Below are 23,386 nucleotides of genomic sequence, written 5' to 3'. Positions count from 1 at the left end.
CATAGAAATGTTTTCCATGCTTTTTGCTGTCGTTTGCCGGCCCCGGTTCGGCACTGCCGGGGACGACTCTTGCTTGCAAATTCCGCATCAATTGAAACAATTTCTTACAATGTTGTTTTCTCAATATGTGGATATATTTGTGTCAAAAAAACGACATATTGATCAAAATCAAGTTTATCCTTGGTCAATTCCTCAATCTTTTCTTTTTCTTTTGCTCATTTTTTGCTTAAAAGCATGTAATACGGGCGCTAGCGGCGCCCTGCGCGCTTGAGCAGGCGCATGAAACCGCCCAGCAGCGGCAGCTTTTCATACAATTCCTCGGCCACATCCCAGTAATCGCGGTGCTCGGCCACCCTGCCCTGCGCATCGAAGCGCACGTGCGTGGCGCCACGGATGCATTGTTCGCCAGCCACCCGTCGCTTCATGCGGAAACGAAACTCCCACGTCAGGAAGGCCTGCCCGCCCTGCGCCATCCTGTCGAGCACAATGAAACGGGGCGCATCGACTTGCACGAACATGTGCTCGAAGATGGCCAGGATGGCGGCATGGCCCTGCACCTCGTTGAACGGGTCCTTGAAGCGGGCGTCCGGCGCGTACACGGCCCCCAGCTGGGCCAGGCTCTCCAGGCTCAGGTGCTCATAGAATGCCACCAGGCGCGCCAGCGCGCATTCCACGTCCGTCATCTGCGGCATGCCGCTTGCTCCCTTCATAGTCCCGTCACCTTGCGGATCAGCCAGAAATAGACGCGGTACGGCAAGAGCCGCGCCAGCCGCAGGAAATTCGTAAAGCGCCGGGGAAAGTGGATGTGAAACTGCCCCCGCTCGATGCCGTCGAGCATGGCCGCAGCCGCGTCCTGTGCCGTCATCAGGGCCGGCATGGTGAAATCGTTGCCGGCCGTGAGCGGCGTGTCGACAAATCCCGGGTTGATTTGATACACATCAATCCCGCGTGGATGCAGGTCCAGGTACAGCGACTCCGTCAGGTTGATCAGCGCCGCCTTGCTGGCGCCATACGCGAGCGCCTTCGGCAAGCCGCCATAGCCGGCCACCGAGGCGACGATGCCGATGCCGCCGCTGCCCTGGCGCAGCAGCCATGGCAGCGCCTGCTCCAGGCAGTTGAAGACGCCGCCGACGTTCAGGGCCAGCAAGCCCTGCGCCCCTTCCAGGTCGAAAGCGTCGGCGCGCATGGCCTGGTAGCCGCCGGCCACGACGAGGATCAGGTCGATATGCGGCCACTGCCGCGCCAGCTCCCCGCACGCGGCCCGCACCTGCGCATGCTGGGTGATGTCGAGCGGCAAGGCCAGCGCCAACGGCTGCCCTTCGCACAGCCGCTCCAGGCTGGCGCGGTGGCGGGCAGACAAGGCCACGCTGGCGCCCTGCTGCAGCAGCAAGGTGGCGCAGGCGGCGCCGATGCCGCTGGACGCGCCGATGATCCACACGCGCCTGCCGGCCCAGCTGCTGATCTTGCGGTTCATGGCGCCACCTGCGCGCGCTTGCTGAACGACAGGGTTACGGCACCCAGGCTGACGCCGAACTTGCTCATGGCGGCGCGGTTGAGCATGACCTTATCATCCATCAGGAACATCCAGTCTTCGAAATCGACGTGGTAGACCGTGCCATCGACGGGCAGCGCCAGCACATACTGCCAGCGCAAGGCATTGCCCGCCGCCTCGCCGACGGCTACCCCGATCACGTCGGGCGCCGTGCCGGTGAAACGCCCGGGCGCCGTCTTGCGCAAGGTCCACACGCGCCGTTGCCGGCTGCCGTCCGAGTAGGTGAAATCCTCGTCCAGGGTGCCCGTGTCGCCCTGCCAGCTGGCGTGCATGACAACGGTAAAACGTTTCACGACCTTGCCGGCGCGGTCCTGGAAGATGCCGTGCGCGTCCAGCGTGCCATTGAAGTACTGCTGCACGTCGAGTATCGGTGTTTCCTGCGCGTACGTGGCTGGCGTGGGCGGCGTGGTGCAGGCGGCCAGCGCCAGCACCAGGAGCGCGGCGGCCATGCCGCGTGGAGAAAAAGTCATGAGGCGCATGCGTGCTTCTCCCGGTGAGCGCTATATATATGTTGCAGGGGGGCGCGCCACAGCAGCAGGGCCGCCAGCAGTTTCAGGGCGCACGGCAGCAGGGCGTAGGCGGCGGACAGGGCCGGCAAGCCCTGGCTGCTGCCCGGCACATAGCCGAGCCAGGCCAGCCAGGGCAAGGCGAGGCCGGCCGCGAATGCCAGGCTCATCTGCACGCCCCAGTTCCACCAGCCGAAATACGCCGCCTCGTGACGGCCCGCATGGCCGGCCGCGCCGATCAGGCCCGCCAGCAGCGCGGGCGGCAAGGCCAGGTCGGCGCCCAGCGCCAGGCCCGACAGCAGGCAGATGGCCGCAAACCCGCCGGCGGCCCCTGCGCCGAGGCCATACGCCCAGACGAACACGCAGGCGGCCAGCAGCATGGCGCCACCCCAGGCGCGCGCCTCGCCAAAGCGGCGCGCCAGGGCCACCCACGCGGGCATGGAGGCGGCCGCCGCACAGAAATACAGGATCAGGAACGGCCCCGCGTAGTGTCCCAATTGCAAGTAATCCGTGGCAAAGAACAGGAACAGGGTGGCCGGTATGGCAGCCGCCACGCCATTGACGAGCAGCACGGCAAACAGCCAGCGGAACGGGCGCTGGCGAAACGGCACGCGCCAGCCGCCCGGGGCATGCGCCCGGGCGGCGCCATGCGCGGCCGGACGCGGGGCGCGCGCCAGCAGCAGCGCCCCCGTCATCGACAGGCAGACGGCAAAGGCCAGCGACAAGCCTTCATAGCCCAGCAGCGATGTCAGGCCCGCCGCCAGGATCACGCCCGCCAGGCCGCACGCCTCGCGCACGGCCGTCACGCGGGCGCGCAGCCCCCGCGCCTGGGTGAGCGCGGCGCCCCAGCTCTGGTGGGCGATGCTGGCCAGGCCGTAGGCGGTGTAGACGAGCAGCAAGGCGGCCAGGAACCACGCCAGGGTGGCGGCCTCGGACAGGACGGGCGGATGAAACAGGGCGCCAAAGCCCAGCAACAGCAAGGGCAGCGATGCGCCGATGCAGGCGGCATAGGCGCCAGCGCCGCGCGCCATCCACGCGCCCAGGGCCGGGTCGATGAAGGCGGCGGCGATGCGGGCCGCCAGCAGCACGGCACCGATCTGCGCCAGGCCCAGGCTGCTGCGCTGCGCATAGAACGGCGCCACATATATATAGATGGGGAGCGCCAGCATGGCCAACGGCAGGCCGAACAGGCCGTAGCGGAACAAGGCCGGCAAGGTCAAGGCGCTGGCGCCGGCATTCATGGCAGCGGCGCCGCACCCTGCAGCAGCGCCGTGCGCAGCTTCGGCGCCGTCGACTCGGGCGACAGCCAGATGGCGAAGAAGGCGCGCGCGAACTCGCCGTCGGGCACGTCGGCCAGGACGTTGCCGTCGAGATAAAAACGCACGCCGGGCGCGATGCCGGCCCGGTAGGCGCCCGCGATGCGCTGCCCTTGCCGGACGTCGGGAAAGATGCGCTGCATGGTATCGAGCCAGGCCAGGCGCTGCGGCGGCGTGCCCACGCCCAGCTTTTGCATCTGCTCGTAGCTCGCTTCGGCGATCTTCCTGCCGTCGAGCGCGCGCGCATAGCGCAATTCCAGCACGAAGGGCGCCGTTGCCGACGCCGCGCCCTGGTAGCCTTGCGGTCCCACCCACAATTGCGCCTGATAAATACGCATGCCGAACCAGGTGTACTCGCCTTCGCCCGCCAGGCGGGCTTCGGGCACGTCCGCCGTGACAAAGGCCGGCGGGGCGGCCAGGGCGGCGAGCGCGGTCAACGACAGGACGGCGGCGGCTAGCAGCTGGCGCATGGTCACTCCTTGATCAGGGTAAATTGCATCACATCCGTGTTGTGCGCCTGGAAGGCGGCCTCGCAGTACGCCAGGTAAAACTCCCAGGTCAGCAGGAAACACCCGTCGAAGCCCTGCTTTTCCAGCGCCACGCGCTGGGCCAGGAAACTGGCGCGCCACTGGCGCAGGGTTTCCGCGTAATCGAGGCCGAAGCTGAAGGCGTCTTCCACGCGCAGGCCCTGGGCTTCGGCGGCGCGGCGAAATTCGGCAGGCGATGGCAACATGCCGCCCGGGAAGATGTACTGTTGAATAAAATCCGTGCTCTTGCTGTAGCGCTCGAACAGCTCGTCGGCGATGACGATGGTCTGGATGCAGGCGCGGCCGCCCTGCTTCAGGTTGCGCGCCACGCATTCGAAATAGCCGGGCCAGTAGCTTTGACCCACGGCCTCGAACATTTCGATCGAGGCGATGGCATCGTACTGGCCGGCGCTGTCGCGGTAATCGCACAGCTGCAGGTCGGCCTGGGCTGCCAGCCCCGCCGCCTGCAGGCGCTGGCGCGCATACGCCAGTTGCTCGGTGGACAGGGTCAGACCCGTCACGTGGGCGCCGTAGCTGCGCGCCGCCGTTTCTGCAAAGCCGCCCCAGCCGCAGCCGATTTCCAGCACGCGGGCGCCCGGCGGCAGCCGCAGCTGGTCCGCGATGCGGCGGTATTTCGCCTCCTGCGCCGCCTCCAGGCTGGCGCCTTCGCTAAACAGGGCGCTGGAATACGTCATCGACGGGTCCAGCCACAGCTGATAGAAGGCGTTGCCGATGTCGTAATGGGCGTGGATATTCTTCCTGCTGCCGGCGCGCGAATTGCGGTTGAGCAAATGCCGCACCTTGTAGACGAGATTGCCCCACCAGTTGCCGTAGATCAAAGACTCGACTTGCGCGCGGTTGCGTATCATCAACTCGATCAAGCCCGGCAAATTATCCGTGCGCCAGTCGCCCGCGATAAACGTTTCGGCAAAGCCGATGTCGCCCGAGCGCAGCACGGCCGAACACAGGCGCCAGTTGTGCAGGTCCAGGGTGACGGGATGGCCGCCATCGCCGTACAGCAGGACGCTGCCATCGGGCGTGCGCAGGCGCAAGGCGCCCCATTGCAGTTTGTCGAGCAGGCGCAGGATCACGCGGGCGGACGCGGGCGCGTCCAGGTGGGCTTGCGGGTGATCAGCAGCCGCGCTGCTGCGTGCATGCAGGCCGGTCGGCAGGGAATCGGAGCTCATCGGGACACCTTTTCTTGTGGGGGAAGGGGTTTGCTGAAAAACGGCACGCGGCGCAGCCACAGGCGCAGCGCCTGCCAGTGGATGCGGGCCATCACGCCCAGGGTCATCAGGGGATAGCGCAGCAGGGCGTGTGCGATGGCGGCGTCGCGCAGGGGCCGCGCCGTGCCGGACAGGCTCGTCTGCAGCAGCGGGCCGTCCAGGTCGTCGTAATCGACCCGCGCCAGGTGCCGCTCGCCGCCCTGTTCGCTGTTGCGCAGGAAGCGGAAGCGGTACTGCCCTTCCACCTTGCAAAATGGCGAGACGTGGAAAATCTTGCTGGCGCGCAATTCGCTGCCATATGCGATGGGGCCGCCCTGGTCGAGCAGGTACAGGTGGCGCTCGCCAAAGGTATTGCGCACATCGCAGAGCACGGCGCGCAGCGCCCCGTCGGCACGGTGGCAAAACCAGAAACTGACGGGATTGAAGACATAGCCGAACATGCGCGGCATGGTCTGCAGCCAGATTTCCCCTGCCGCATCGTCCACGCCATGCTGGCGCAGCAGGCCATCGATCCACGCCAGCAGCGGCGTCGTGCCGTCGCCATGGTCGCTGTCGCGGAAGGACAGCACGTTGGCGCGGTTGCGCGAGATCAAACGGGCAGGAAAATCCTGCAGCCCCATGCTGCGCAGGGGCAGGCGCAGGTAAAACATGCCGTAGCTGAAGGCGTGCGGGCGGGGCCGCAGGCGCGCATGGCGCACCAGCCCCAGGCACAGCTGCGGCTGCGGCACCGTGGGCGGGTGGGCATCACGCGGCATGATAGTGCTCCGCCGCCGCCATGGCGTTCAGCGCGGCGGCCACGCCCAGGCCCGACTTCAAGCCGTCTTCATGGAAGCCGTAGCCCGTCCAGGCGCCCGCAAACCACGTGTGCTGCGTGCCCTGGAAGCCGGCCAGGCGCGCCTGGGCGGCGATGGCGGCCCCGTCGAACACGGGGTGGGCATAGGAAAACTCGTCGATGATGGCCGCCGGGTCCGGTTCGTCGAGGGGGTTGAGCGACACGAGGACGGGGGTGCTGAACGGCAGCGGCTGCAGCTGGTTCAGCAAATAATGCACGCACACTTGCGGCGCCTCGCCGTCCTGCGCCGCGCGGCCCTGGTAATTCCAGGCCGACCACGCCTTGCGGCGTCGCGGCAGGCAGGAGGCATCCGTGTGCAGCACGGCGCGGTTGGGCTGGTAGCGCACGGCGGCGAGCACTTGCCGCTCTTCGTCGCGCAGGTCGCCCAGCAGGGCCAGCGCCTGATCGCTGTGGCAGGCCAGCACGACATGGTCGGCGTGCTCGACGCCGGCCGCCGTGTGCAGCTCGATCATGCGCGCGCCGCCCTGCGGCTGGCGCCGTACGGCCAGCACGGGACAGGCCAGGCGCTGTTGCGGGATGCCCGCCAGCAATTTCTCCACGTACACGCGCGAGCCGCCCCGCACCGTGCGCCACTGTGGCCGGTCATTGACCTGCAGCAAACCGTGGTTGTGGCAGAAGCGGATGAAGGTGGCGAGAGGAAAGGCCAGCATCTGGCGCGCCGGGCACGACCAGATGCAGGCCGCCATCGGCAGCAGATACCAGTGGCGGAATTCCTCGCCATAGCCGTGCAGGTCGAGAAATTCCCCCAGCGACAGGGCCGGCGCGGGCAAGGCGGCCGTGGCGATGGCGCTGGCCTGCCCGTTGAAACGCAGGATGTCGCGCAACATGCGCAGGAAGGCGGGGCGCAGCAGGTTGCTGCGCTGGGCAAACACCGTATCGAGGCTGGCGCCCGCCCATTCCAGCACGCGGGCATCGGGCGACGCTCCCATGGGCATCTTCACGGAAAACGACATGTCGCTGTCGGCCGCTTCGACACCGAGTTCATCGAACAACTGCACCAGGTTGGGATAGGTGGCGTGGTTAAACACGAGAAAACCCGTGTCGACGCCATGCGTGACGCCGTCGAGCGTGACATCCACCGTATGGCTGTGGCCGCCAAAATACGCCCCCGCTTCATACAGGGTGACATCCTGGCCCGCTTGCGCCAGGCGATAAGCACACGACAGTCCTGCAATTCCCGCACCGACGACGGCGATTTTCATGAGTGCACCTGTATAGAGTTTTGTCCTGGACAAAATGCGCTTCATCGATAGTCAGTGAAATATTGAGCTATGTCAATGAGGCAGCGAATCCGTTCAAAAACTTATACGCTGGCAATTTCCAATCGGATTCAGCTATTTGGTCCGGGGCAAGGGAAGGCGTAAAATGCCAGACACGATCTTTCGGCATGCGAGCACGCCCCCTGGTATGGATACTGACCTGCAACTCTCTCCTGCCTTCAGCATCAGCGATGTCGAGCGCGACACCGGGCTGGCCAAGGAAACCTTGCGCGTCTGGGAGCGCCGCTACGCCTTCCCCCAACCGCAGCGCGATGCCTTTGGCGAACGCAGCTATCCAGCCGATCAGGTGCAAAAACTGCGCATGGTCAAGCGCCTGCTGGACCTGGGTTTTCGTCCGGGTAAAATCATGCAGCACAGCACCCTTCAGCTGCAGCAGCTGGCCAGTGCGGGCACGCCTGCCCCGGCCGCGCCACCGGCGCAGCTGGGGCATTACCTGGCCCTGTGCCGCGGCCACCAGATGGCGGAATTGGGCGACGCCCTGCGCCAGGCCCTGGCCGTGCTGGGCTTAAGGGCCTTCACCATCGACGTCATCGCCCCCCTCACCGGCATGGTGGGCGAGGCGTGGGCCTGCGGCGAGCTGGCCGTGTACGAAGAACACCTGTATAGCGAAACCCTGCAGACGGTGATGCGCCACGCGATTTTTTCATTGCCGCAGCAAAGCAGCCCCAGCACGCGCACGCCGCGCATCGTCCTCAGTACCCTGCCGCAGGAGCGCCATGGCCTGGGGCTGCTGATGGCCGAGGCGCTGTGCGTGGCGGCGGGCGCGCACTGCATGTCGCTGGGCGTCGAAACCCCGCTGACGGACATCGTCGCGGCCGCCCGCGCGCAGCGGGCCGACATCGTGGCGCTGTCGTTTTCCAGCGCCAGCAAGGAACGCCAGACGCGCGACAGCCTGCGCCAGCTGCAGGCGAGCCTGCCGGCCGCGGTGGAAGTGTGGGCCGGCGGACGCAGCCCTGCCCTGTCGCGCCGCCCGCCGCCCTTCCTGCACGTGCTGGACTTGCGCCAGGTCGAGGAAAGCATCGCCGACTGGCGCCGCCGCCACCAGGCCGACGCCCTGCAAACCCATTAAACGCGAGGGAACTGCGGCGATCTCCGTGGATACCCGCGCAATGTTGCCAATCGAACAGTAAAGCATGAAGGGCCGGGCGCGCTCTGGTAGAATAGCCGGATCAACAGTGTCCGGCGCCGCCGGGCCTAAGGTCAGCACCCGCCACCACACATCCATGTTTAGTTTCTTCAAGAAAAAACCCGTCGCCCCCGAGGCCGCGCCAGCCGAGCCCCTCGTCCCTCCCGCCGCCACGCCGCCTGCCGCGCCAGCATCCGCTGCGCCGGCCGCGCCATTGACTGGCGCGCCGGCCGAAGTCGTGCCCGTGATCGTGGCCGCCGAACCCGAGAAAAGATCGTGGATGACGCGCCTGAAGGCGGGCCTGTCGAAGACCTCGAACACCCTGTCCGTGCTGTTCGTCGGCGCGAAGATCGACGAGGCCCTGTACGAGGAGCTGGAAGCGGCGCTGCTGATGTCCGACGCGGGCATCGACGCCACCGAGTTCCTGCTGACGGAACTGAAGAAAAAGGTCAAGGAAGACAAGCTGCTCGACGCCGCCGCCGTCAAGGCCGCCCTGAAAGTGCTGCTCATCGAACTCTTGCTGCCGCTGGAAAAACGCTTCGAGCTGGGCCGCCACAAGCCGCTGGTGATGATGATTTCCGGCGTGAATGGCGCCGGCAAGACCACCACCATCGGCAAGCTGGCCAAGCACATGCAGTCGAATAACCAGTCCGTGCTGCTGGCCGCCGGCGACACCTTCCGCGCCGCCGCGCGCGAGCAGCTGATGGTGTGGGGCGAACGCAACAACGTCACCGTGATTTCCCAGGAATCGGGCGACCCGGCCGCCGTGGCCTACGACTCGGTGCAGTCGGCCAAGGCGCGCGGCATCGACGTGGTGATGGTCGACACGGCGGGCCGCCTGCCGACGCAGTTGCACCTGATGGAAGAATTGAAGAAAATCAAGCGCGTGATCGGCAAGGGCATGGATGGCGCGCCGCATGAAACCCTGCTCGTCATCGACGGCAACACGGGCCAGAACGCCTTGACCCAGGTCAAGGCCTTCGACGATGCCCTGCAGCTGAGCGGCCTGGTGATCACCAAGCTGGACGGTACCGCCAAGGGCGGCGTGCTGGCGGCCATCGCCCGCGTGCGCCCCGTGCCCGTGTATTTCATCGGTATCGGTGAGAAAATTGAAGACTTGCAGCCCTTCGTGGCTGCCGAATTTGTCGAAGCGCTGCTCGGATAAGCCCCTACATGATTGAATTTCAGCACGTCTCCAAGCAATACACCTCCGACGCAGTGGCGCTCAGCGACATTTCGCTGAATATTGCCAAGGGCGAGCTGGTCTTCCTGGCCGGCCCGTCCGGCGCCGGCAAATCCACCCTGCTGAAAATGATCGCCGCCATGGAACGCCCCACGTCGGGCAAGCTGATCGTCAATGGGCAGGACATGGCCAAGCTCAAGCCGGCCGGCGTGCCCTTCCTGCGCCGTAACATGGGACTGATCTTCCAGCAGCAGAAACTGCTCAACGACCGCTCCATCCTGGCCAACGTCATGCTGCCGCTGCTCGTCGTCGGCGCCCACAAGACCGCCGCCGAGCAGCGCGCGCGCGCCGCGCTGGATAAAGTCGGCCTGCTCGACCGCGCCCTCGCCCGTCCCCTGTCGCTGTCGGGCGGCGAGCAGCAGCGCGTGTCGATCGCGCGCGCCATCGTCAACCGGCCGCAGATCATCCTGGCCGACGAACCGACGGCCAACTTGGACCGCGCCAGCGCCGACAAGGTGCTCGACGCCCTGAAGGCCTTCCATTCCGTGGGCGTGACCTGCCTCATTTCCAGCCATGACGAACAGATGCTCGATGCCGCCGCCCGCGTGATCCACCTGAAAAACGGCCAGCTGGTGGCCATCGACAAGGCCACGCAGGCGCCCGTGTTCGCCCCGCCCGACCCCGATTTCGCGCCCGGCCTGGATGATGGCGAAGGAGAACGCGCATGAGGGGCTGGTTCCGTCAACACCGCTTCGCGCTCGGTTCGGCGCTGATCCACCTGCGCAAGTCGCCGGGCGGCTTCCTGCTCAACGTCGTCGTCGTCGCCATCGCCCTGTCGCTGCCGTTCGCCGGCTTGACCATGCTCGACAATGTGCGCCCCATGTCGGAACAGATGTCCGTCGACCCGGAAATCAGCGTCTTCCTGAAGATCGACACGCCGCGCGAGCAGGCCGTGGCGCTGGCCGGCGAGATGCGCAAGATCGTGCACGACCAGAAGGCGAAGATCGTCTTCATCCCGCGCGAACAGGCACTCGATACCCTGAAGAACAAGAACGGCCTGGCCGACGTGCTCAGCACCCTGGGCGACAATCCCCTGCCCGACAGCTATGTGCTGAAACTCGATGCCTTCAACAGCGCCAGCGAGGCGCAGGACGTCGATGCCGTGGCGGAACAGCTGCGCCACCTGCCCGGCGTGGAATCGGCGCAAGTCGATTCGGCCTGGGTCAAGCGCCTGGCGGCCCTGCTGGGCGTGCTGCGCTTGGTACTGCTGCTGCTGGCCATTACCCTGGGCGTGGCGGTCATCGCCGTGGTCTTCAACACCATCCGCCTGCAGGTGATGCAGCAGCGCGATGAAATCAGCATCTCGAAACTGATCGGCGCGACGGATACCTTCATCCACCGCCCCTTCTATTACACGGGCGCCCTGCTGGGCCTGTGCGCCGGCGCGCTGGCCCTCGGTGCCGTGGCGCTGGCCTTGCAGCCGCTCAATACGGCGATCGCCGAGTTTGCCCGCCTGTATGCGTCCGAATTCCAGCTGGTGCCGCTGGCGCCCCTGCCGATGGCCGGCTTGCTGGCCCTGAGCGCCGGCCTGGGCCTGATCGGCGCCTTCCTCTGCGTGCAGCGCCACCTGGCGCGCCTGAACTGACCTTCCCCCACATGGCGGCGCCCGCAGTGCCGCCATGCTGACCGCCTCTTGTTTTTTTACTATTCGCCCCATACTGCTGTTATCTTGATATTAAGCAAGTATTCTTAAGGTTCGCTTCAGCTTGCGGCCGTAGACTATGCCTGTTGTCATGAAGAAGGGTGTGGCCCTTTCGGGCAAGCGCAAAGCGGTGCACACTGCAGTCACCATGCGCCCTGGCGGCGCATTTCAGATAAAGTATCAACTAGTAAATCGCCATAGTATTTAGGCTATCAGGACGATTAAATGTGCCGATTGGCACTCTCAAGCAGAGAGTGCTAATATAGGGACATACCAAGGCAGAACCGCCATGGACGCCAGATGAAGATGGTGCCGCGATCTGCGAAGTGCAAGACCGAATACGCAAAAACGAATGAAAAATGGACCCTGTCGCGTGACAGGGCCAACTGGAACAAAGCAAGACTACGAGGGAGAAAACATGACTATGATGTCCGCAACGTCCGCATTGGTTCCGACCAAAAATAACGCGCTGGGCCTCGGGTTCACTGGCAATCTGGGCAATATCGACGCCTATATCTCGGCCGTGAATCGTCTGCCCATGTTGACCCACGACGAAGAAATTTCGCTGGCGAAACGCCTGCGTGAGAAAAATGACCTGGCCGCCGCGCAAGAGCTGGTGCTGTCGCACCTGCGCCTGGTGGTCTCGATTGCCCGCGGCTACCTGGGCTATGGCTTGCCGCACGCCGACCTGATTCAGGAAGGCAATATCGGCTTGATGAAAGCCGTGAAACGCTTCGATCCGGACCAGGGCGTGCGCCTGGTATCGTACGCCATGCACTGGGTGAAAGCCGAGATGCACGAGTACATCCTGAAAAACTGGCGCCTGGTCAAGGTGGCGACGACGAAGGCACAGCGCAAGCTGTTCTTCAACCTGCGCAGCCACAAGACGGGTCTGGATGCGATGACGCCGAAACAGATCGATGCGCTGGCCAAGCTGCTCGATGTGAAGCGCGAGGAAGTGATCGAGATGGAAACGCGCCTGAGCGGCCGCGACATCGCCCTGGAATCGCCGACCGACGATGAAGACGACAAGTTTTCGCCGATCGCCTACCTGTCGTCGGAGCAGAGCGAGCCGACCAAGGTGCTGGAAGCGGAGCAAGTGACGCGTTTGCAATCGGAAGGCCTGGAAACGGCACTGTCCAAGCTGGACGCCCGTTCGCGCCGCATCATCGAAGCGCGCTGGCTGGCCAACGACGACGGTTCCGGCGCCACCCTGCACGCACTGGCCGAAGAGTTCGGCGTATCGGCCGAGCGCATCCGCCAGATCGAAGTGGCGGCGCTGAAAAAAATGAAGGGCGCCCTGGCGGCCTACGTGTAATCCAAGCAATGCCGTAATGTAAAAGGCGCCGCAAGGCGCCTTTTAGTTTTGAACCTTGATGTTTATCAACAGATAAACATTGTCGGCCGTTAAGCTGCAGCCAAGCCCTTGGTGATCAGTTCGGCAACGACTTCATTCAGATCCGCGCCGCGCTCCTTGGCGATGGTCTGCAATTGCAAGACCAGATCGCTGTTGAGCTTGACGGCGAATGGCACCAGGCCCAGGGCCTGGTCGCGCTTGCGCTGTTCGCGGCGGTCGATGACCACCGCTTCCTTACCGAATGCACCGGCGCCGGGAACGTGCATCTTTCCCATCAATTTCTTGGCATCGCTTTTGGCCAGGTCGGTTTTTTTCATGGTTGTTTCCTGATTTTCAAAACAGCCATTCTACGCAGTAATCGGTGTGCCGCGTGGCTGGCGCATCAATTCATCCGCAGCGCGCCAGGAGTGCGCCGGAAAAATATCATTTTGTTATTATCATTTTCATCTCTTGCGTGCACGCCACGCCGAGGACGCTCCATCTGAAAGGAAAAGCATGCATTACCTGAACCGCTCTTATCGAACCCTGCTGCTCCCCCTGCTCATCGCCTGCCTGGCCGTGCTGGCCGGCTGCGGCGCGGCCGGCAGCGCCGGCGACGCGGAAAACACGCCGCGCAGCGTCACCCACGTGCTCTCGCCGGGCCAGCAGGTGGCCATCACGGCCACCGACACCTTGAAACTGGAGCGCGTCAACGACAGCCGCTGCCGCAAGGGCGCCGTGTGCGTGTGGAAAGGCTACGTCAGCTACAGTTTCAGCTTGCTCAACAGCGCAGGCGCCACCGATATCGTCCTGTCCGACTCCATGCCCGGCGGCGCCAGTTCCGTCACCGTCCAGCACCTGACATTTACCCTGCTCGACGTCGACCCGGCCACGCCGCCCGCGCTGAACGCGGCCGAACCTGTCTACCGCGTGAAAGTGAAGATCACGCAGGCCGCCCTGCCCCGCTGAGCGCTGACCGCTAACGGCTAGGACTCGTGGCGCAGCCGGCTGTCGGCTGGCGCCTCATGCCGCTCCAGCATGCCGTAATCGCGCACCACGCTCGCGATGCGCAGGCGGTAATCGTCAAACAGGCCCTGCCGGCCCGCCGACTGCGCCGCGCGGTGCGCCTCCAGCTGCCGCCACTGCGCCAGCGCCGCCTCGTCGCGGAAAAAGGAAAGCGACAGCACTTTGCCCGGCGCGCTCAGGCTGCTGAAGCGCTCGATGGAAATGAAACCTTCGATGTTGTCGAGCAAGGGGCGCAGGGACGCGGCCAGGTCCAGGTACTCCTGGCGCCCATCGGCGCTGGGCCACACTTCAAAGATCACGGCAATCATGCTATTTCTCCTCGCTTAAAGACGGGGATGCGCGCATTCGGCGACGCCTGGTAAGTCCATGCCAGCGGCATGCCGTGCAGCAGCTCGGCCCATGCCTGGGCGCAGGCGCCGGCGATGGCCTGCGCCAGGGCCGTACCCGGACAGGCATGGCGCCCGTGGCCAAATCCATCGAGCACCAGCGCGGTCCGCCGCAGCAGAAAACGCTCCGGCTCGGCATGCATCCTGGCATCGTGACAGGCGCTGGCCAGCACGACGAGCATCATCTGGTCCTGCGGCACCGTCACGCCATTGATTTCCACCGAGCAAGCCGTGTAGCGGCGCGTGTTGTGGATGGACGGATCGTGCCGGCTCACTTCGCGCAGCATGGCTGGCCACAGCTGCGGCGCCGCGCGCAGTTGCGCGTGCAGTCCAGGCTGCGTGCGCAAGGCAATCACGGCATTGCCCAGCAAGCCCGCCGTGGCGTCGCAGGTCTGCGACAACAAGCCCACCAGATTGACCAGTATGCCGCCCGCCGCGTGCCAGCCCGCTGCCCGCGCGTGCGCCAGCACGGCGGCCAGCAAACTGCCGGGCCGCGCCGGGCCCTCATTGAGCAAGATAGTAAAACGTTGCAACAGCGCTGCGGCCGCTTCCTGCGCGCCGGCCAGCTGGGCGCTACTACTCAGCGGCGATAGACAGGCGACGAAATCGCGCGTCCATGCGGCCAGGGCCGGCCAGTGCGCGGGCGCAAAGCCCAACACATCGGCCATGGCAAACAAGGGCAACTCAAAGAGCGAGGCGTTCAGCGCCGTGGCGCTGGCGGGCGGCCGCTCCCGTGCCATGCGCAGCGTGCGCGCATGCAGGCGCGGCAAGTCCACCTGGCCCAGCGCTGCCGCCAGCGCCCGCTTCGGCGCGGCATGGCGCTCGCCCTCGTTCATGCGCACCAGTTCGGCAAAAATCGCTCCGCACGGCGTGCCCGCCAGGGTGGGCGGCACGGCCATGCCAGGCGGGCGCACGCGGCAATCCGGATGCGCCAGCACGGCATGCACACCCGCCGCGCCCGCCGCCAGCCAGCAGTTCAGGGGCGCATCGAAGTACAAGGGCGGACCGGCCGCCAGGCGGCGATAGTAAGCATAGGGTGCGGCGTGGGAGACGGCGGCGAGCGCGTCGACGGGATCGTTGGGGAACATGGCGCTTCCATTGCGGTGATCAAGGGAGGCGAGTATGCTGCCTCCTCCACCACAACACTTCGCCAGCGGACGAATCATGGATGACACCCTTCCCCCAACCACCGCCGACATGAGCCTGGCGCAGCTGGCCGGCGCCATCGCCGAACCGGCCCGCGCGCGCATGCTGTGCAGCCTGCTCGACGGCCATGCGCGCACGGCGACGGAATTGGCGGCCCTGGCCGAAGTGGGCGCCTCGACGGCCAGCGCGCACCTAGCCCGCCTGCGCGAGGATGGATTGCTGAGCATGCTGGCGCAAGGCAAGCACCGCTATTACCGCCTGGCCAGCGCCGAGGTCGGGCAAGCCCTGGAAGCGCTGCTGGTGGTGGCCGGCGTGCCCCGGCAACCCTTCTCGCCCTCCACGCCGGACCGTTTGCGCCACGCGCGCACCTGTTACGACCACATGGCCGGCACGGTGGCGGTGACCCTGCACGACCAGTTGCATGCGCACGGCTGGCTGCAGGATGCAGGCGGCGACTACCGCGTGACCGCTGCGGGAGCCGCAGGCATGGCGGCGCTGGGCATCGACGTGCAGCAACTGCAGCGCCAGCGGCGCCGCTTCGCCTGTCCCTGCCTGGACTGGAGCGAGCGGCGCGCGCACCTGGGAGGCGCGCTGGGGGCCGCCATCCTGCAGCTGGCCCTGCGCCAGGGCTGGGCCGAGCGCGAACTCGACAGCCGTGCCCTGCGCATCACACAGACCGGCGAGCGGCGCCTGCTGGCCGCATTTGGCACTCCCTGACGGGCACGCTATCATCTTGCAACTTGTTAATTTTTCAGGATGCACGATGATCGCCTTTGAAGGTCTATCCAAACAGTACGGCAGTTTCGAGGCCGTCAAGCCGCTCACCTTGCAAGTGGGCAAGGGCGAAGTCTTCGGCTTCCTGGGGCCGAACGGGGCGGGCAAGACCACCACCATCCGCATGCTGATGGGCATCCTCGTGCCCAGCGGCGGCCGCGTGCTCATCGATGGCCTCGATTGCCACCGCGATGGCGCCGCCGTCAAGCGCAAGGTGGGCTATCTGCCGGACAATCCCATCTTCTACGATTATTTGCGGGGCCGCGAAATCCTGCAGTTCGTGGCCGAAATGCATGGCTATGCACGGACGGAAGCGGTCGCCCGCGCGGCGCGCCTGCTGACGGAATTTGGCCTGGACGACGCGAGCGAGGATTTCGCCGTGAATTACTCGCTGGGCATGAAGAAAAAGCTGGGCCTGGCCTGCGCCCTGATCCACGACCCGGCCGTGCTGATCCTCGATGAACCGATCAACGGCCTCGACCCGCGCGCCTCGCGCGACGTGCAGGAACGGCTGCTGCGCATCGCCGCCGCCGGCACCACCATCTTCGTTTCCACGCATTTGCTCGACATGGCGCAAAAGCTGTGCAGCCGCGTGGCCATCATCCACCGGGGCGCACTGGCCGCCACGGGCAGCCTGGACGATATCCGGCAGCGCCTGTCCAGCAATGGCAGCCTGGAAGACATCTTCCTGCAGCTCACCGATGAAGCGGCCCCCGCAGCGGATGCGGCCGCATGATGCCGCATCCGCCCGCCACCTGGCGCGCCGTCTGGCTGCTGACCCGTTTGCGCCTGCAGCGCCTGCTCAACGTCAGCGGCAAGGGACTGTCTTTCAAGAAAGGCAGCTCCAGCCGCGCCGCCACGCCCGGCAAGAAACGGGGACGCTGGCTGCTGGGCGCGCTGCTGCTCTTGCCCATGCTGCTCTCCTCCGGCAACATCGCCCGCCACAACCTGCTGAACATGCATTGCCAGCTCGACCAGGTGGCCGCCTGCCAGGCGGAAGGCAGCATGCAGGCGGGCGAGCGCGTGCTGGCGCCCGTCATCGCCCACCTGATCGAGCAGCCATTCAGTACGGCGCTGGCCGGCGCCCTGACCCTGCAATTGGCGCTGCTGTGGCTGGTGAGCCTGTTGCTGCCGCTGGGCATGGGCGAACTGTCGAAGCCGGACTGGGACCTGGAGTGGCTGGTCACCTTGCCGGTGGAGAAAGGCACGCTGCTGTGGGCGCGCGTGCTGGAACGCACGCTGGTCAACCCGGTCGGCTTGCTGGTGCTGTGGCCCAGCACCAGCATGATCGCCTGGTACTCGGGCCAGGGCTGGCTTGCACCGCTGTCGGGCCTGCTCGCCTGCCTGCTCCTGCTGGCCCTGGCGGCCATGCTGCGCACCCTGGTCGACACGGGCTTGCGCCTGTCGCTCAGCCCCGCCCAGCTGGGCAACCTGCAGGCGCTGGTCTCCGTGGCCGGCATATTTCCCATGTACATAGGTATGTCCTTCGGCATGGGCACGGGCGGCCTTGCCCACGCGTGGGCGGCATCCATGCCCGCCTGGAGCGCCTGGACGCCGCCCGGCCTGCTGGTCACCATGCTCAATGCCCACGGTGCGGCAGCCGCGCTGCCGGCCGCCCTGCTGCTGGCGCAAGTACTGCTGTTGATGCTGCTGGGCATGGCCATCCTGCGCCGCCAGCTGCGCCACGGCGTGGTGGGCGCGGGCCAGCGCGAAGCCAGCCGCAAGCGCTCTCCGGCGGCCCAGCCTGCTGGCAAGTGGCGCGCCGGCATCGGCACGGTGATCCAGCGCCGCGAACTGACCTTGCTCTTGCGCGACCGCAATTTTCTCGTGCAAACCCTGCTGCTGCCGTTGCTGATCCTCGGCGGCCAGGCCCTGTTCTCGGGCCAGGCGCGCGACGTGCATGCGCTGCTGGCCAGTCCCGCCCTGCTGGCCTCGACGGGCTTTTTCCTCGGCAGCTATGTGCTGATGATGTCGGCCTTCCAGACCCTCAACAAGGAAGGTGCCGCGCTGTGGCTGCTGTACACCTTTCCCGTTTCCGTCGAGCGGGCGCTGCGGCAAAAGGCGCAGCTGTGGGCCGTGCTGGCCATGGTGTACCCCACGCTGCTGTTCGGCGTGGCGCTGGCCTGGCAGTCCGCCTGGCAGTGGCCGATGGCGGGGCTGATGCTGCTGGCCCTGGCCGGCATTCCCCTGTATTCGATCATCGCCGTGGCGCTGGGCGTGTTTGCCAGCGACCCGCTGGCCACCGAGGCGACGACCAAGGTGCGTCCCACCTATATGTATCTGTATCTGCTGCTCACCAGCCTGTACATCGCCGCGCTGGCGGCCGGCAGCTTGGTGCAGCAGCTGGTGTTCGTCGTGCTGACGGCGGCGCTGGCCGCGGCGCTGTGGCAAAAGGCGCGCGACGAGATGCCGTATCTGCTCGACCCGGCCGCCTCGCCGCCGGCCAGGGTTTCCGCCTCGGACGGCCTGATCGCCGCCATGCTGTTTTTCACCCTGCAAACCCTGGCCTTGCTCCTGCTCAAGGGCAACGTGGCCTCGCCGATGGCGCAAGTGAGCATCGCCTTTGGCGCCGCCGGCGCCCTCACGTATGCGCTGGTGCGCCTGGTATTCTGGCGCAGCAGGACGGCCGGCGTGCCGCGCATCGCCCAGGGACGGCAGCCGTGGCGCTGGGGCGCTGCGGGCGCGGCGGTGACGGCCCTCTTCGGCATCGGCTACATGCTCCTGCTGCAACTGCCCGCCGCCCCGCCCTGGGCCGGCAGCCCCTGGAACAGCCTGTGGCTGCTGGGCCTGACGGTACTGGCCGCGCCCCTGTGCGAGGAATTCATCTTCCGCGGCCTGCTGCAGGGCGGCTTGCGCCGTTCCCTGCCCGCCTGGCAAGCCATTACCGTCGCCGCCGCCTTCTTTGCCATCGTGCATCCGCCCGCGTCGATGCTGCCCGTCTTCGTGCTGGGCCTGTGCACGGGTCTGGCGTACGAGCGCAGCGGATCGCTGCTGGCGCCCATGCTGGTGCACGCGGGCTACAACGCCGCCATCCTGGCATTCCATCTGGGCAGGTGACGCGTTTTTGCTAGAATCGCACACGCCTTGTGTCTGTATTCCCAACCAATGACTACACACCGATCACGCATCTTCCACGCCGTGCCCGCCCTGCTGTGCTGTGCCGCCATGCTGGGCGGCTGCACCGTGCTGGCCCTGCAGCCCAACCGGGGCGTCGAAAACCGCACATTTGCCGTGCAGGAATCGCCGCGCCTGCGCATCGACGCCCCCAAGGCGCGCATCCAGAACCCCATGCCCAGCGAACATTTCATCGGCATCGCCCTGTCCGGCGGCGGCAGCCGGGCGGCCAATTTCTCGGCCGCGTCGCTGGAACAACTGGAGCAGTTCGGCCTCGTCAGCGGCGCCTCGGCCATCTCCGGCGTCTCGGGCGGCGCCATCGCGGGCGGCTACTATGCGCTGCACGGCCGGCAGACGGACTGGCCCTTGCTTCGCAGCAAGCTGAAAACGGATTTCTTCGGCCAGACCATCCTCAAGCCGGCCAACCTGACGACGATGCTGTTGACCAACAAGACACGCACCTCCTTCCTGTCCGACGTGTTTGACGACGTGCTGTACGACAAGAAAACCTATGCGGACTTGCCCCACGACGGCCCCATCTTCCTCGCCAACGCGACGGACGCCACCGATGGCGGCAAGCGCGTGGTGTTTTCTTACGAGTATTTTTACAACACCCTGCATTCGCCGATCCAGGATATCCGCCTGGCCACGGCCGTCTCCACTTCGGCCGCCTTTCCCGGGGTGTTCGATTCCGTCACCTTCGAGCGCTTCCGGCCGAAGAACAGTTTCGTGCCGGAACTCGGTTCCGAATCGCGCGAATCGCCATCCTACGTGCACCTGTTCGACGGCGGCGCGGCAGACAACCTGGGCGTGGAAACCCTGTGGGACGTGGCCCTGACGCAGCTGTACGGCAATGACATGGCCACCGTGCCGCCGCGCCTGGACAGCAAGCCCTTCATCCTCATTTCCATCGACGCCAACGCACCCAATTCCAGCGCCGTGTTTGAAAAGGTGCCGGACGAGCGCCAGGCGCTGGACCGCATCTTCAACAAGAATATCTACGACGCCGTCGACGCCCTGTTTTCGCGCCAGCGCAAGGAAAACCTCGTCAAGATGGGCTTTGGCCAGGCCCGCTTCGACACCATCACGCACGAGAACTTTGGCGACCTGAGCCAGAAATTCGTCAAGGGCAAGCGCACCTCGGCCTTTGCCATCCCCGTGCTGTGCCGGCCCCACCTGGGGCAGTACCGCTGCGAAGTCGATGCGGCCGATCCCCTGCCGGGCCAGATCCGCACCACGCTGGAAGGCTTTGCCTGGCACATTTCCATCGATGAAATCGCCTCGCTGGCCCTGCGCCTGGCCAGCGACGATGCGCAGGTGAACTTTGCCCGCAAGCAGGAACGCGCCGCCCTCGTCAAGCTGCAGCGCCTGGCCACGCAGACGAAGACCCATCTGAAACTGACGGGCCCGGAAAACTGCAGCCCGGAAGTGCTGCAATCGGCCCTGTACAGCGCGGCGCGCGTGCTGATCCTCGACGACGAGGAATCGCGCTTCGCCCTGTGCGACTACATGCTGTCAGGCGGACTGATCAACAACGACACCGTCTGCAAGCAGCGCTTCGTGCACGCCACGCCCAGCTTTGCCATCGAAAGCGAAGACTTGCAGTACCGCAACCTGAGCTCGGACGGCAATTCCGTGAACGTGCCGATCCGCTGCAAGAAGTGAGCGCCCACAAAAAAGCCCGCACGATCGCTCGTGCGGGCTTTAGCGCAAGGATACCTGGCGCCCGGTTGATTTAGATCAACCGACTACGCCTGCGCATGTAGCTGCGGCTTAACGCACCTTCCAGTTCCTGCTCCGTCTTATGCTGGTTCACCGTGTACAGGGCCCACAGGGCCGCCGGCGCCCAGCCGATCACAGTGCACTGCAAGATCAAGGCGGCGGCACCGGCCAGCGGGCGCCCCAGCATGAAAAACGTGAGACACGGAAGTAGCAAGGCTATCAGCAATCGCATCACGACATACTCTCCTTCAATATAGAGCAGCGGACAAGGGCCGGTATCCGGTCCGTCCCCCGCCCGCTGCGTACTGCTCCTTAATAAAGTCTGGCAAAATCGTCGCGAGCGAATGCGAGTTGCGGCCGAGAAGCGCAGCTGTGCGAATGCACAGTGAGCATCACAGGCCGCAAATCGCGGCGCGCAGCAGATTTGGCCAGACCTTTATAGATGCACGGAGATCTGGGGCATCAGGTCGTCAAAGGTGCGACCGTTGCCGTTTTCTCCGATGGCGTGCATCTTCCATTCGCCGTTATGGCGGTACAGCTTGGCCATGATCTGTGCCGTGTGGCTACCTTGCACAGACAGGTTGAAACGCGCCACTTCCTGGTTATTGCTCGCATTGACGATACGGCAATAGGCGTTTTCCACCTGCGAGAAGTTCTGGCCAGTAAAGCTGTTGACGGTGAAGACGAGGCTTTTCACGTGCGCCGGCACTTTCGACAGATCGACATTGATCTGCTCGTCGTCGCCATCGCCCGCGCCCGTGCGGTTGTCGCCCGTGTGGACGATGCTGCCGTCCTTGCTTTTCAGCTGGCGGAACCAGACGATATCGGACGTGCTCTTGTTGTCATCGAACATGACGCACGAGGCGTCCAGGTCGACGGCTTCCGTCTTCGAACCAAAACCGAGGAAACCCTTGGTCTTGGCCGCATCCCAGCCCAGGCCCATGGTGATACGGGTCAGGCTGGTACCAGCTTCCTTGTCCAGAGAAATCTTCTGGCCCTTGCTCAAATTGACAGACATACGCATAGCTCCTGTTGGGTGAATTACTGCTTGATTACGCCGGCTTGCTTTGGGTCCAGGCGAGGAAGGCCGCGCGGTTGCGCGAGCAGACGAGGACTTTTCCCGTGCCCGTGAACTTCAGCACCATGCCCTCGCCGCTGGTCTGGCTGTTGATCAGGTTACCCAGAAAGCCGCCGCTGCTGCCGGTCGTCATGGAAATTTCGTATTGCAGGCGGTTGTCCCAGCACACGACGTGCGAGTTATCGATCACCACGTCCTTGCCGGGCGTCACGTCCAGTTCCGACATGGCGCCAAAACCGGACACCGCCAACTGGCCGCTGCCTGCCGTCTCGGTGATGAAAAAACCACCGCTCTGGGCAAACAGCGCATTGCCAAGGCTTTGCGTGCGCACCTTCAATTCCACGCCAGACGTGGCCGCCACGAAGGCGCCGTCGCTGATCATGTATTGCTGGGCGCCAACCTCAAGCACCCGCATGGCGCCGGGCAAGGTGGGCGACAGCAGACAGTCGCCGTCGCCCCGCACGGCCTCGATATGCTGCTGGAAGAACGATTCGCCGTTGGCAAAGGTGCGCATCAGCGCCGCACCGATGCCGCCGGTCATCTTGCCTTTCAGCTCAAGATTGGTTTCCATCATCACCATCGCATCGGATTCGCAATAAATCTTCTCGCCCCTGGCAAGCGACACATGCAGGAACGGATCGACGTCCCCAGTCACATTAAAAACCGGCATTCAACTGTTCCTTCCTCAACTAGATAATGATGGGGCGCTCCACACAGTAGATCGCCTTTATTGCAGAGTAACGGTGCCGCACAAAACCGTAGCGAGCGGATGTGATTTGTGGCCGAGAAGCGCACCCGTACTTTAGTACGGGGGCGCCGAGCCGGTGAGCATCGCCGGCCGCAAGGCGCACCGCGCAGCAGGTTTGGTGTGGCGACCTTAGACGCCGACGCCGAACGAGGCAGCGAGTGGGCCTAAACCGCCTTTATAGCCCTGGCCGATGGCCTTGAATTTCCAATCGCCGCCGTTGCGGTAGATTTCGCCGAAGACCATGGCCGTTTCCGCCGAACCGTCTTCCGACAGGTCGAAGCGGGCGATTTCCGTGTTGCCGTTGGCATTGACGCAGCGCACATACGCCTTCGATACCATGCCAAAGTTCTGCTTGCGCGCTTCGGCGTCGTGGATCGTCACGCAGACGGCGATCTTGTCGATGTCGGCCGGCACCTTGGCCAGGTCGACGACGACGGTTTCATCGTCGCCATCGCCTGCGCCCGTGGTGTTGTCGCCCGAGTGGGTGACGGAACCGTCGCTCGACTTCAGGTTGTTGTAGAAAATCATGTCGACGTCGGCGCGTACCTTGCCGTCGGCCTTCAGCAGGAAGACGGAGCCGTCGATGTCGAATGCGGCGCCATCGGTGGCGCGGGCATCCCAGCCCAGGCCGATGATCATCTTCGAGATGCCGGGAGCTTCCTTGCTCAGGTTGACGTTGCCGCCTTTTTGCAGACTGATTGCCATGATGTATTTCTCCTATGTGAAATAAAAGTTCAGCGTATGTAGTACTGACACCTGGCGCCCTCCACCGGCCTGACTCCCCA

At 65.1% G+C, this 23,386-nt stretch carries 25 protein-coding genes; 10 read left to right on the top strand and 15 right to left on the bottom strand.

Going from position 1 to position 23,386, the window contains the following annotated elements; all coding sequences use genetic code 11:
• Window positions 1-248: 248 nt before the first annotated feature.
• The 8 genes from EBS11_RS05700 to EBS11_RS05665 are packed head-to-tail and all read right to left on the bottom strand — an operon-like array spanning window position 249 to window position 7,182.
• The gene (locus EBS11_RS05700) at window positions 249-710 is read right to left on the bottom strand and encodes a nuclear transport factor 2 family protein (protein ID WP_290601201.1); all 462 of its coding nucleotides are present in this window, start codon (window positions 708-710) and stop codon (window positions 249-251) included.
• On the bottom strand, window positions 707-1,474 hold the full coding sequence (locus EBS11_RS05695) for an SDR family NAD(P)-dependent oxidoreductase (RefSeq protein WP_290601199.1): 768 nt from the start codon (window positions 1,472-1,474) through the stop codon (window positions 707-709). The genes EBS11_RS05700 and EBS11_RS05695 overlap by 4 nt, the downstream gene beginning before the upstream one ends.
• Complete coding sequence (locus EBS11_RS05690; RefSeq protein ID WP_290601198.1) at window positions 1,471-2,031, bottom strand: DUF3833 domain-containing protein; 561 nt, start codon at window positions 2,029-2,031, stop codon at window positions 1,471-1,473. The genes EBS11_RS05695 and EBS11_RS05690 overlap by 4 nt, the downstream gene beginning before the upstream one ends.
• Window positions 2,019-3,299 (bottom strand): MFS transporter, encoded by a 1,281-nt coding sequence (locus tag EBS11_RS05685; RefSeq protein ID WP_290601196.1) that lies wholly within the window; start codon window positions 3,297-3,299, stop codon window positions 2,019-2,021. Before EBS11_RS05685 ends, EBS11_RS05690 begins: the two co-directional genes overlap by 13 nt.
• Window positions 3,296-3,844, bottom strand: coding sequence for a chalcone isomerase family protein (locus EBS11_RS05680; protein WP_290601194.1), 549 nt, complete (start codon window positions 3,842-3,844; stop codon window positions 3,296-3,298). The genes EBS11_RS05685 and EBS11_RS05680 overlap by 4 nt, the downstream gene beginning before the upstream one ends.
• Window positions 3,845-3,846: 2 nt before the next feature.
• The gene (locus tag EBS11_RS05675) at window positions 3,847-5,088 is read right to left on the bottom strand and encodes a cyclopropane-fatty-acyl-phospholipid synthase family protein (protein ID WP_290601192.1); all 1,242 of its coding nucleotides are present in this window, start codon (window positions 5,086-5,088) and stop codon (window positions 3,847-3,849) included.
• Window positions 5,085-5,882, bottom strand: coding sequence for a DUF1365 domain-containing protein (locus tag EBS11_RS05670; RefSeq protein ID WP_290601190.1), 798 nt, complete (start codon window positions 5,880-5,882; stop codon window positions 5,085-5,087). The genes EBS11_RS05675 and EBS11_RS05670 overlap by 4 nt, the downstream gene beginning before the upstream one ends.
• The gene (locus EBS11_RS05665) at window positions 5,872-7,182 is read right to left on the bottom strand and encodes an FAD-dependent oxidoreductase (protein ID WP_290601189.1); all 1,311 of its coding nucleotides are present in this window, start codon (window positions 7,180-7,182) and stop codon (window positions 5,872-5,874) included. The genes EBS11_RS05670 and EBS11_RS05665 overlap by 11 nt, the downstream gene beginning before the upstream one ends.
• A 205-nt stretch (window positions 7,183-7,387) precedes the next feature.
• Here EBS11_RS05665 and EBS11_RS05660 point away from each other — a divergent pair, with 205 nt between their 5' ends.
• The 5 genes from EBS11_RS05660 to rpoH all read left to right on the top strand — a co-directional run bounded on the left by EBS11_RS05660 (window position 7,388) and on the right by rpoH (window position 12,589).
• Entirely contained in the window at window positions 7,388-8,329 is a 942-nt protein-coding gene (locus tag EBS11_RS05660; RefSeq protein WP_290601187.1) for a MerR family transcriptional regulator, read from the top strand.
• A gap of 154 nt (window positions 8,330-8,483) precedes the next feature.
• Entirely contained in the window at window positions 8,484-9,551 is a 1,068-nt protein-coding gene (gene ftsY, locus EBS11_RS05655; protein WP_092717024.1) for a signal recognition particle-docking protein FtsY, read from the top strand.
• Window positions 9,552-9,559: 8 nt separating this feature from the next.
• Window positions 9,560-10,297 carry an ATP-binding cassette domain-containing protein gene (locus tag EBS11_RS05650; RefSeq protein WP_092717020.1) on the top strand — a complete coding sequence of 246 codons (738 nt, stop codon included), beginning with the start codon at window positions 9,560-9,562 and terminating at the stop codon, window positions 10,295-10,297.
• Window positions 10,294-11,214 carry a permease-like cell division protein FtsX gene (gene ftsX / locus EBS11_RS05645; RefSeq protein WP_290601183.1) on the top strand — a complete coding sequence of 307 codons (921 nt, stop codon included), beginning with the start codon at window positions 10,294-10,296 and terminating at the stop codon, window positions 11,212-11,214. The genes EBS11_RS05650 and ftsX overlap by 4 nt, the downstream gene beginning before the upstream one ends.
• A 475-nt stretch (window positions 11,215-11,689) precedes the next feature.
• Window positions 11,690-12,589: an RNA polymerase sigma factor RpoH gene (gene rpoH, locus EBS11_RS05640; RefSeq protein WP_175533181.1), complete on the top strand. Its 900-nt coding sequence runs from the start codon at window positions 11,690-11,692 to the stop codon at window positions 12,587-12,589.
• Between the two features lie 89 nt (window positions 12,590-12,678).
• Here rpoH and EBS11_RS05635 read toward each other — a convergent pair whose 3' ends face one another.
• Window positions 12,679-12,945: a hypothetical protein gene (locus EBS11_RS05635; RefSeq protein ID WP_290601182.1), complete on the bottom strand. Its 267-nt coding sequence runs from the start codon at window positions 12,943-12,945 to the stop codon at window positions 12,679-12,681.
• Between the two features lie 178 nt (window positions 12,946-13,123).
• On the opposite strand from EBS11_RS05635, the gene EBS11_RS05630 reads away from it, so the two are divergent.
• Window positions 13,124-13,576, top strand: a complete 453-nt coding sequence (locus EBS11_RS05630) for a hypothetical protein (RefSeq protein ID WP_290601180.1) — start codon at window positions 13,124-13,126, stop codon at window positions 13,574-13,576.
• Window positions 13,577-13,593: 17 nt separating this feature from the next.
• Here EBS11_RS05630 and EBS11_RS05625 read toward each other — a convergent pair whose 3' ends face one another.
• A complete protein-coding gene (locus EBS11_RS05625; protein WP_290601178.1) occupies window positions 13,594-13,941 on the bottom strand; it encodes an antibiotic biosynthesis monooxygenase in 348 nt (115 codons plus the stop codon).
• Entirely contained in the window at window positions 13,938-15,107 is a 1,170-nt protein-coding gene (locus EBS11_RS05620; RefSeq protein WP_290601176.1) for a cytochrome P450, read from the bottom strand. The genes EBS11_RS05625 and EBS11_RS05620 overlap by 4 nt, the downstream gene beginning before the upstream one ends.
• Before the next feature lie 76 nt (window positions 15,108-15,183).
• Between EBS11_RS05620 and EBS11_RS05615 the strand changes: the two genes are divergently transcribed.
• Genes EBS11_RS05615 through EBS11_RS05600 form a run of 4 tightly spaced genes read left to right on the top strand, consistent with a single transcriptional unit; the run spans window position 15,184 to window position 20,718 of the window.
• Window positions 15,184-15,882, top strand: coding sequence for a helix-turn-helix transcriptional regulator (locus EBS11_RS05615; protein ID WP_290601174.1), 699 nt, complete (start codon window positions 15,184-15,186; stop codon window positions 15,880-15,882).
• 46 nt (window positions 15,883-15,928) lie between these two features.
• Entirely contained in the window at window positions 15,929-16,675 is a 747-nt protein-coding gene (locus tag EBS11_RS05610) for an ABC transporter ATP-binding protein (RefSeq protein ID WP_290601172.1), read from the top strand.
• Window positions 16,672-18,996 (top strand): type II CAAX endopeptidase family protein, encoded by a 2,325-nt coding sequence (locus EBS11_RS05605; RefSeq protein ID WP_290601170.1) that lies wholly within the window; start codon window positions 16,672-16,674, stop codon window positions 18,994-18,996. Before EBS11_RS05610 ends, EBS11_RS05605 begins: the two co-directional genes overlap by 4 nt.
• Window positions 18,997-19,044: 48 nt before the next feature.
• Window positions 19,045-20,718: a patatin-like phospholipase family protein gene (locus EBS11_RS05600; RefSeq protein WP_290601168.1), complete on the top strand. Its 1,674-nt coding sequence runs from the start codon at window positions 19,045-19,047 to the stop codon at window positions 20,716-20,718.
• 70 nt (window positions 20,719-20,788) lie between these two features.
• On the opposite strand, the gene EBS11_RS05595 is transcribed toward EBS11_RS05600, so the two are convergent.
• The 4 genes from EBS11_RS05595 to EBS11_RS05580 all read right to left on the bottom strand — a co-directional run bounded on the left by EBS11_RS05595 (window position 20,789) and on the right by EBS11_RS05580 (window position 23,306).
• Window positions 20,789-21,007: a hypothetical protein gene (locus tag EBS11_RS05595; RefSeq protein ID WP_034784905.1), complete on the bottom strand. Its 219-nt coding sequence runs from the start codon at window positions 21,005-21,007 to the stop codon at window positions 20,789-20,791.
• Window positions 21,008-21,211: 204 nt separating this feature from the next.
• Window positions 21,212-21,793: a TerD family protein gene (locus EBS11_RS05590; RefSeq protein ID WP_290601167.1), complete on the bottom strand. Its 582-nt coding sequence runs from the start codon at window positions 21,791-21,793 to the stop codon at window positions 21,212-21,214.
• A gap of 34 nt (window positions 21,794-21,827) precedes the next feature.
• Window positions 21,828-22,523, bottom strand: a complete 696-nt coding sequence (locus EBS11_RS05585; RefSeq protein WP_290601165.1) for a TIGR00266 family protein — start codon at window positions 22,521-22,523, stop codon at window positions 21,828-21,830.
• A gap of 207 nt (window positions 22,524-22,730) precedes the next feature.
• Window positions 22,731-23,306, bottom strand: a complete 576-nt coding sequence (locus EBS11_RS05580; protein WP_290601163.1) for a TerD family protein — start codon at window positions 23,304-23,306, stop codon at window positions 22,731-22,733.
• Window positions 23,307-23,386 lie beyond the last annotated feature (80 nt).

The sequence above is a fragment of the Janthinobacterium sp. genome (assembly GCF_009923995.1).
GTDB lineage: Bacteria > Pseudomonadota > Gammaproteobacteria > Burkholderiales > Burkholderiaceae_D > Janthinobacterium.
This window is presented reverse-complemented; position numbering and strand designations above follow the sequence as displayed.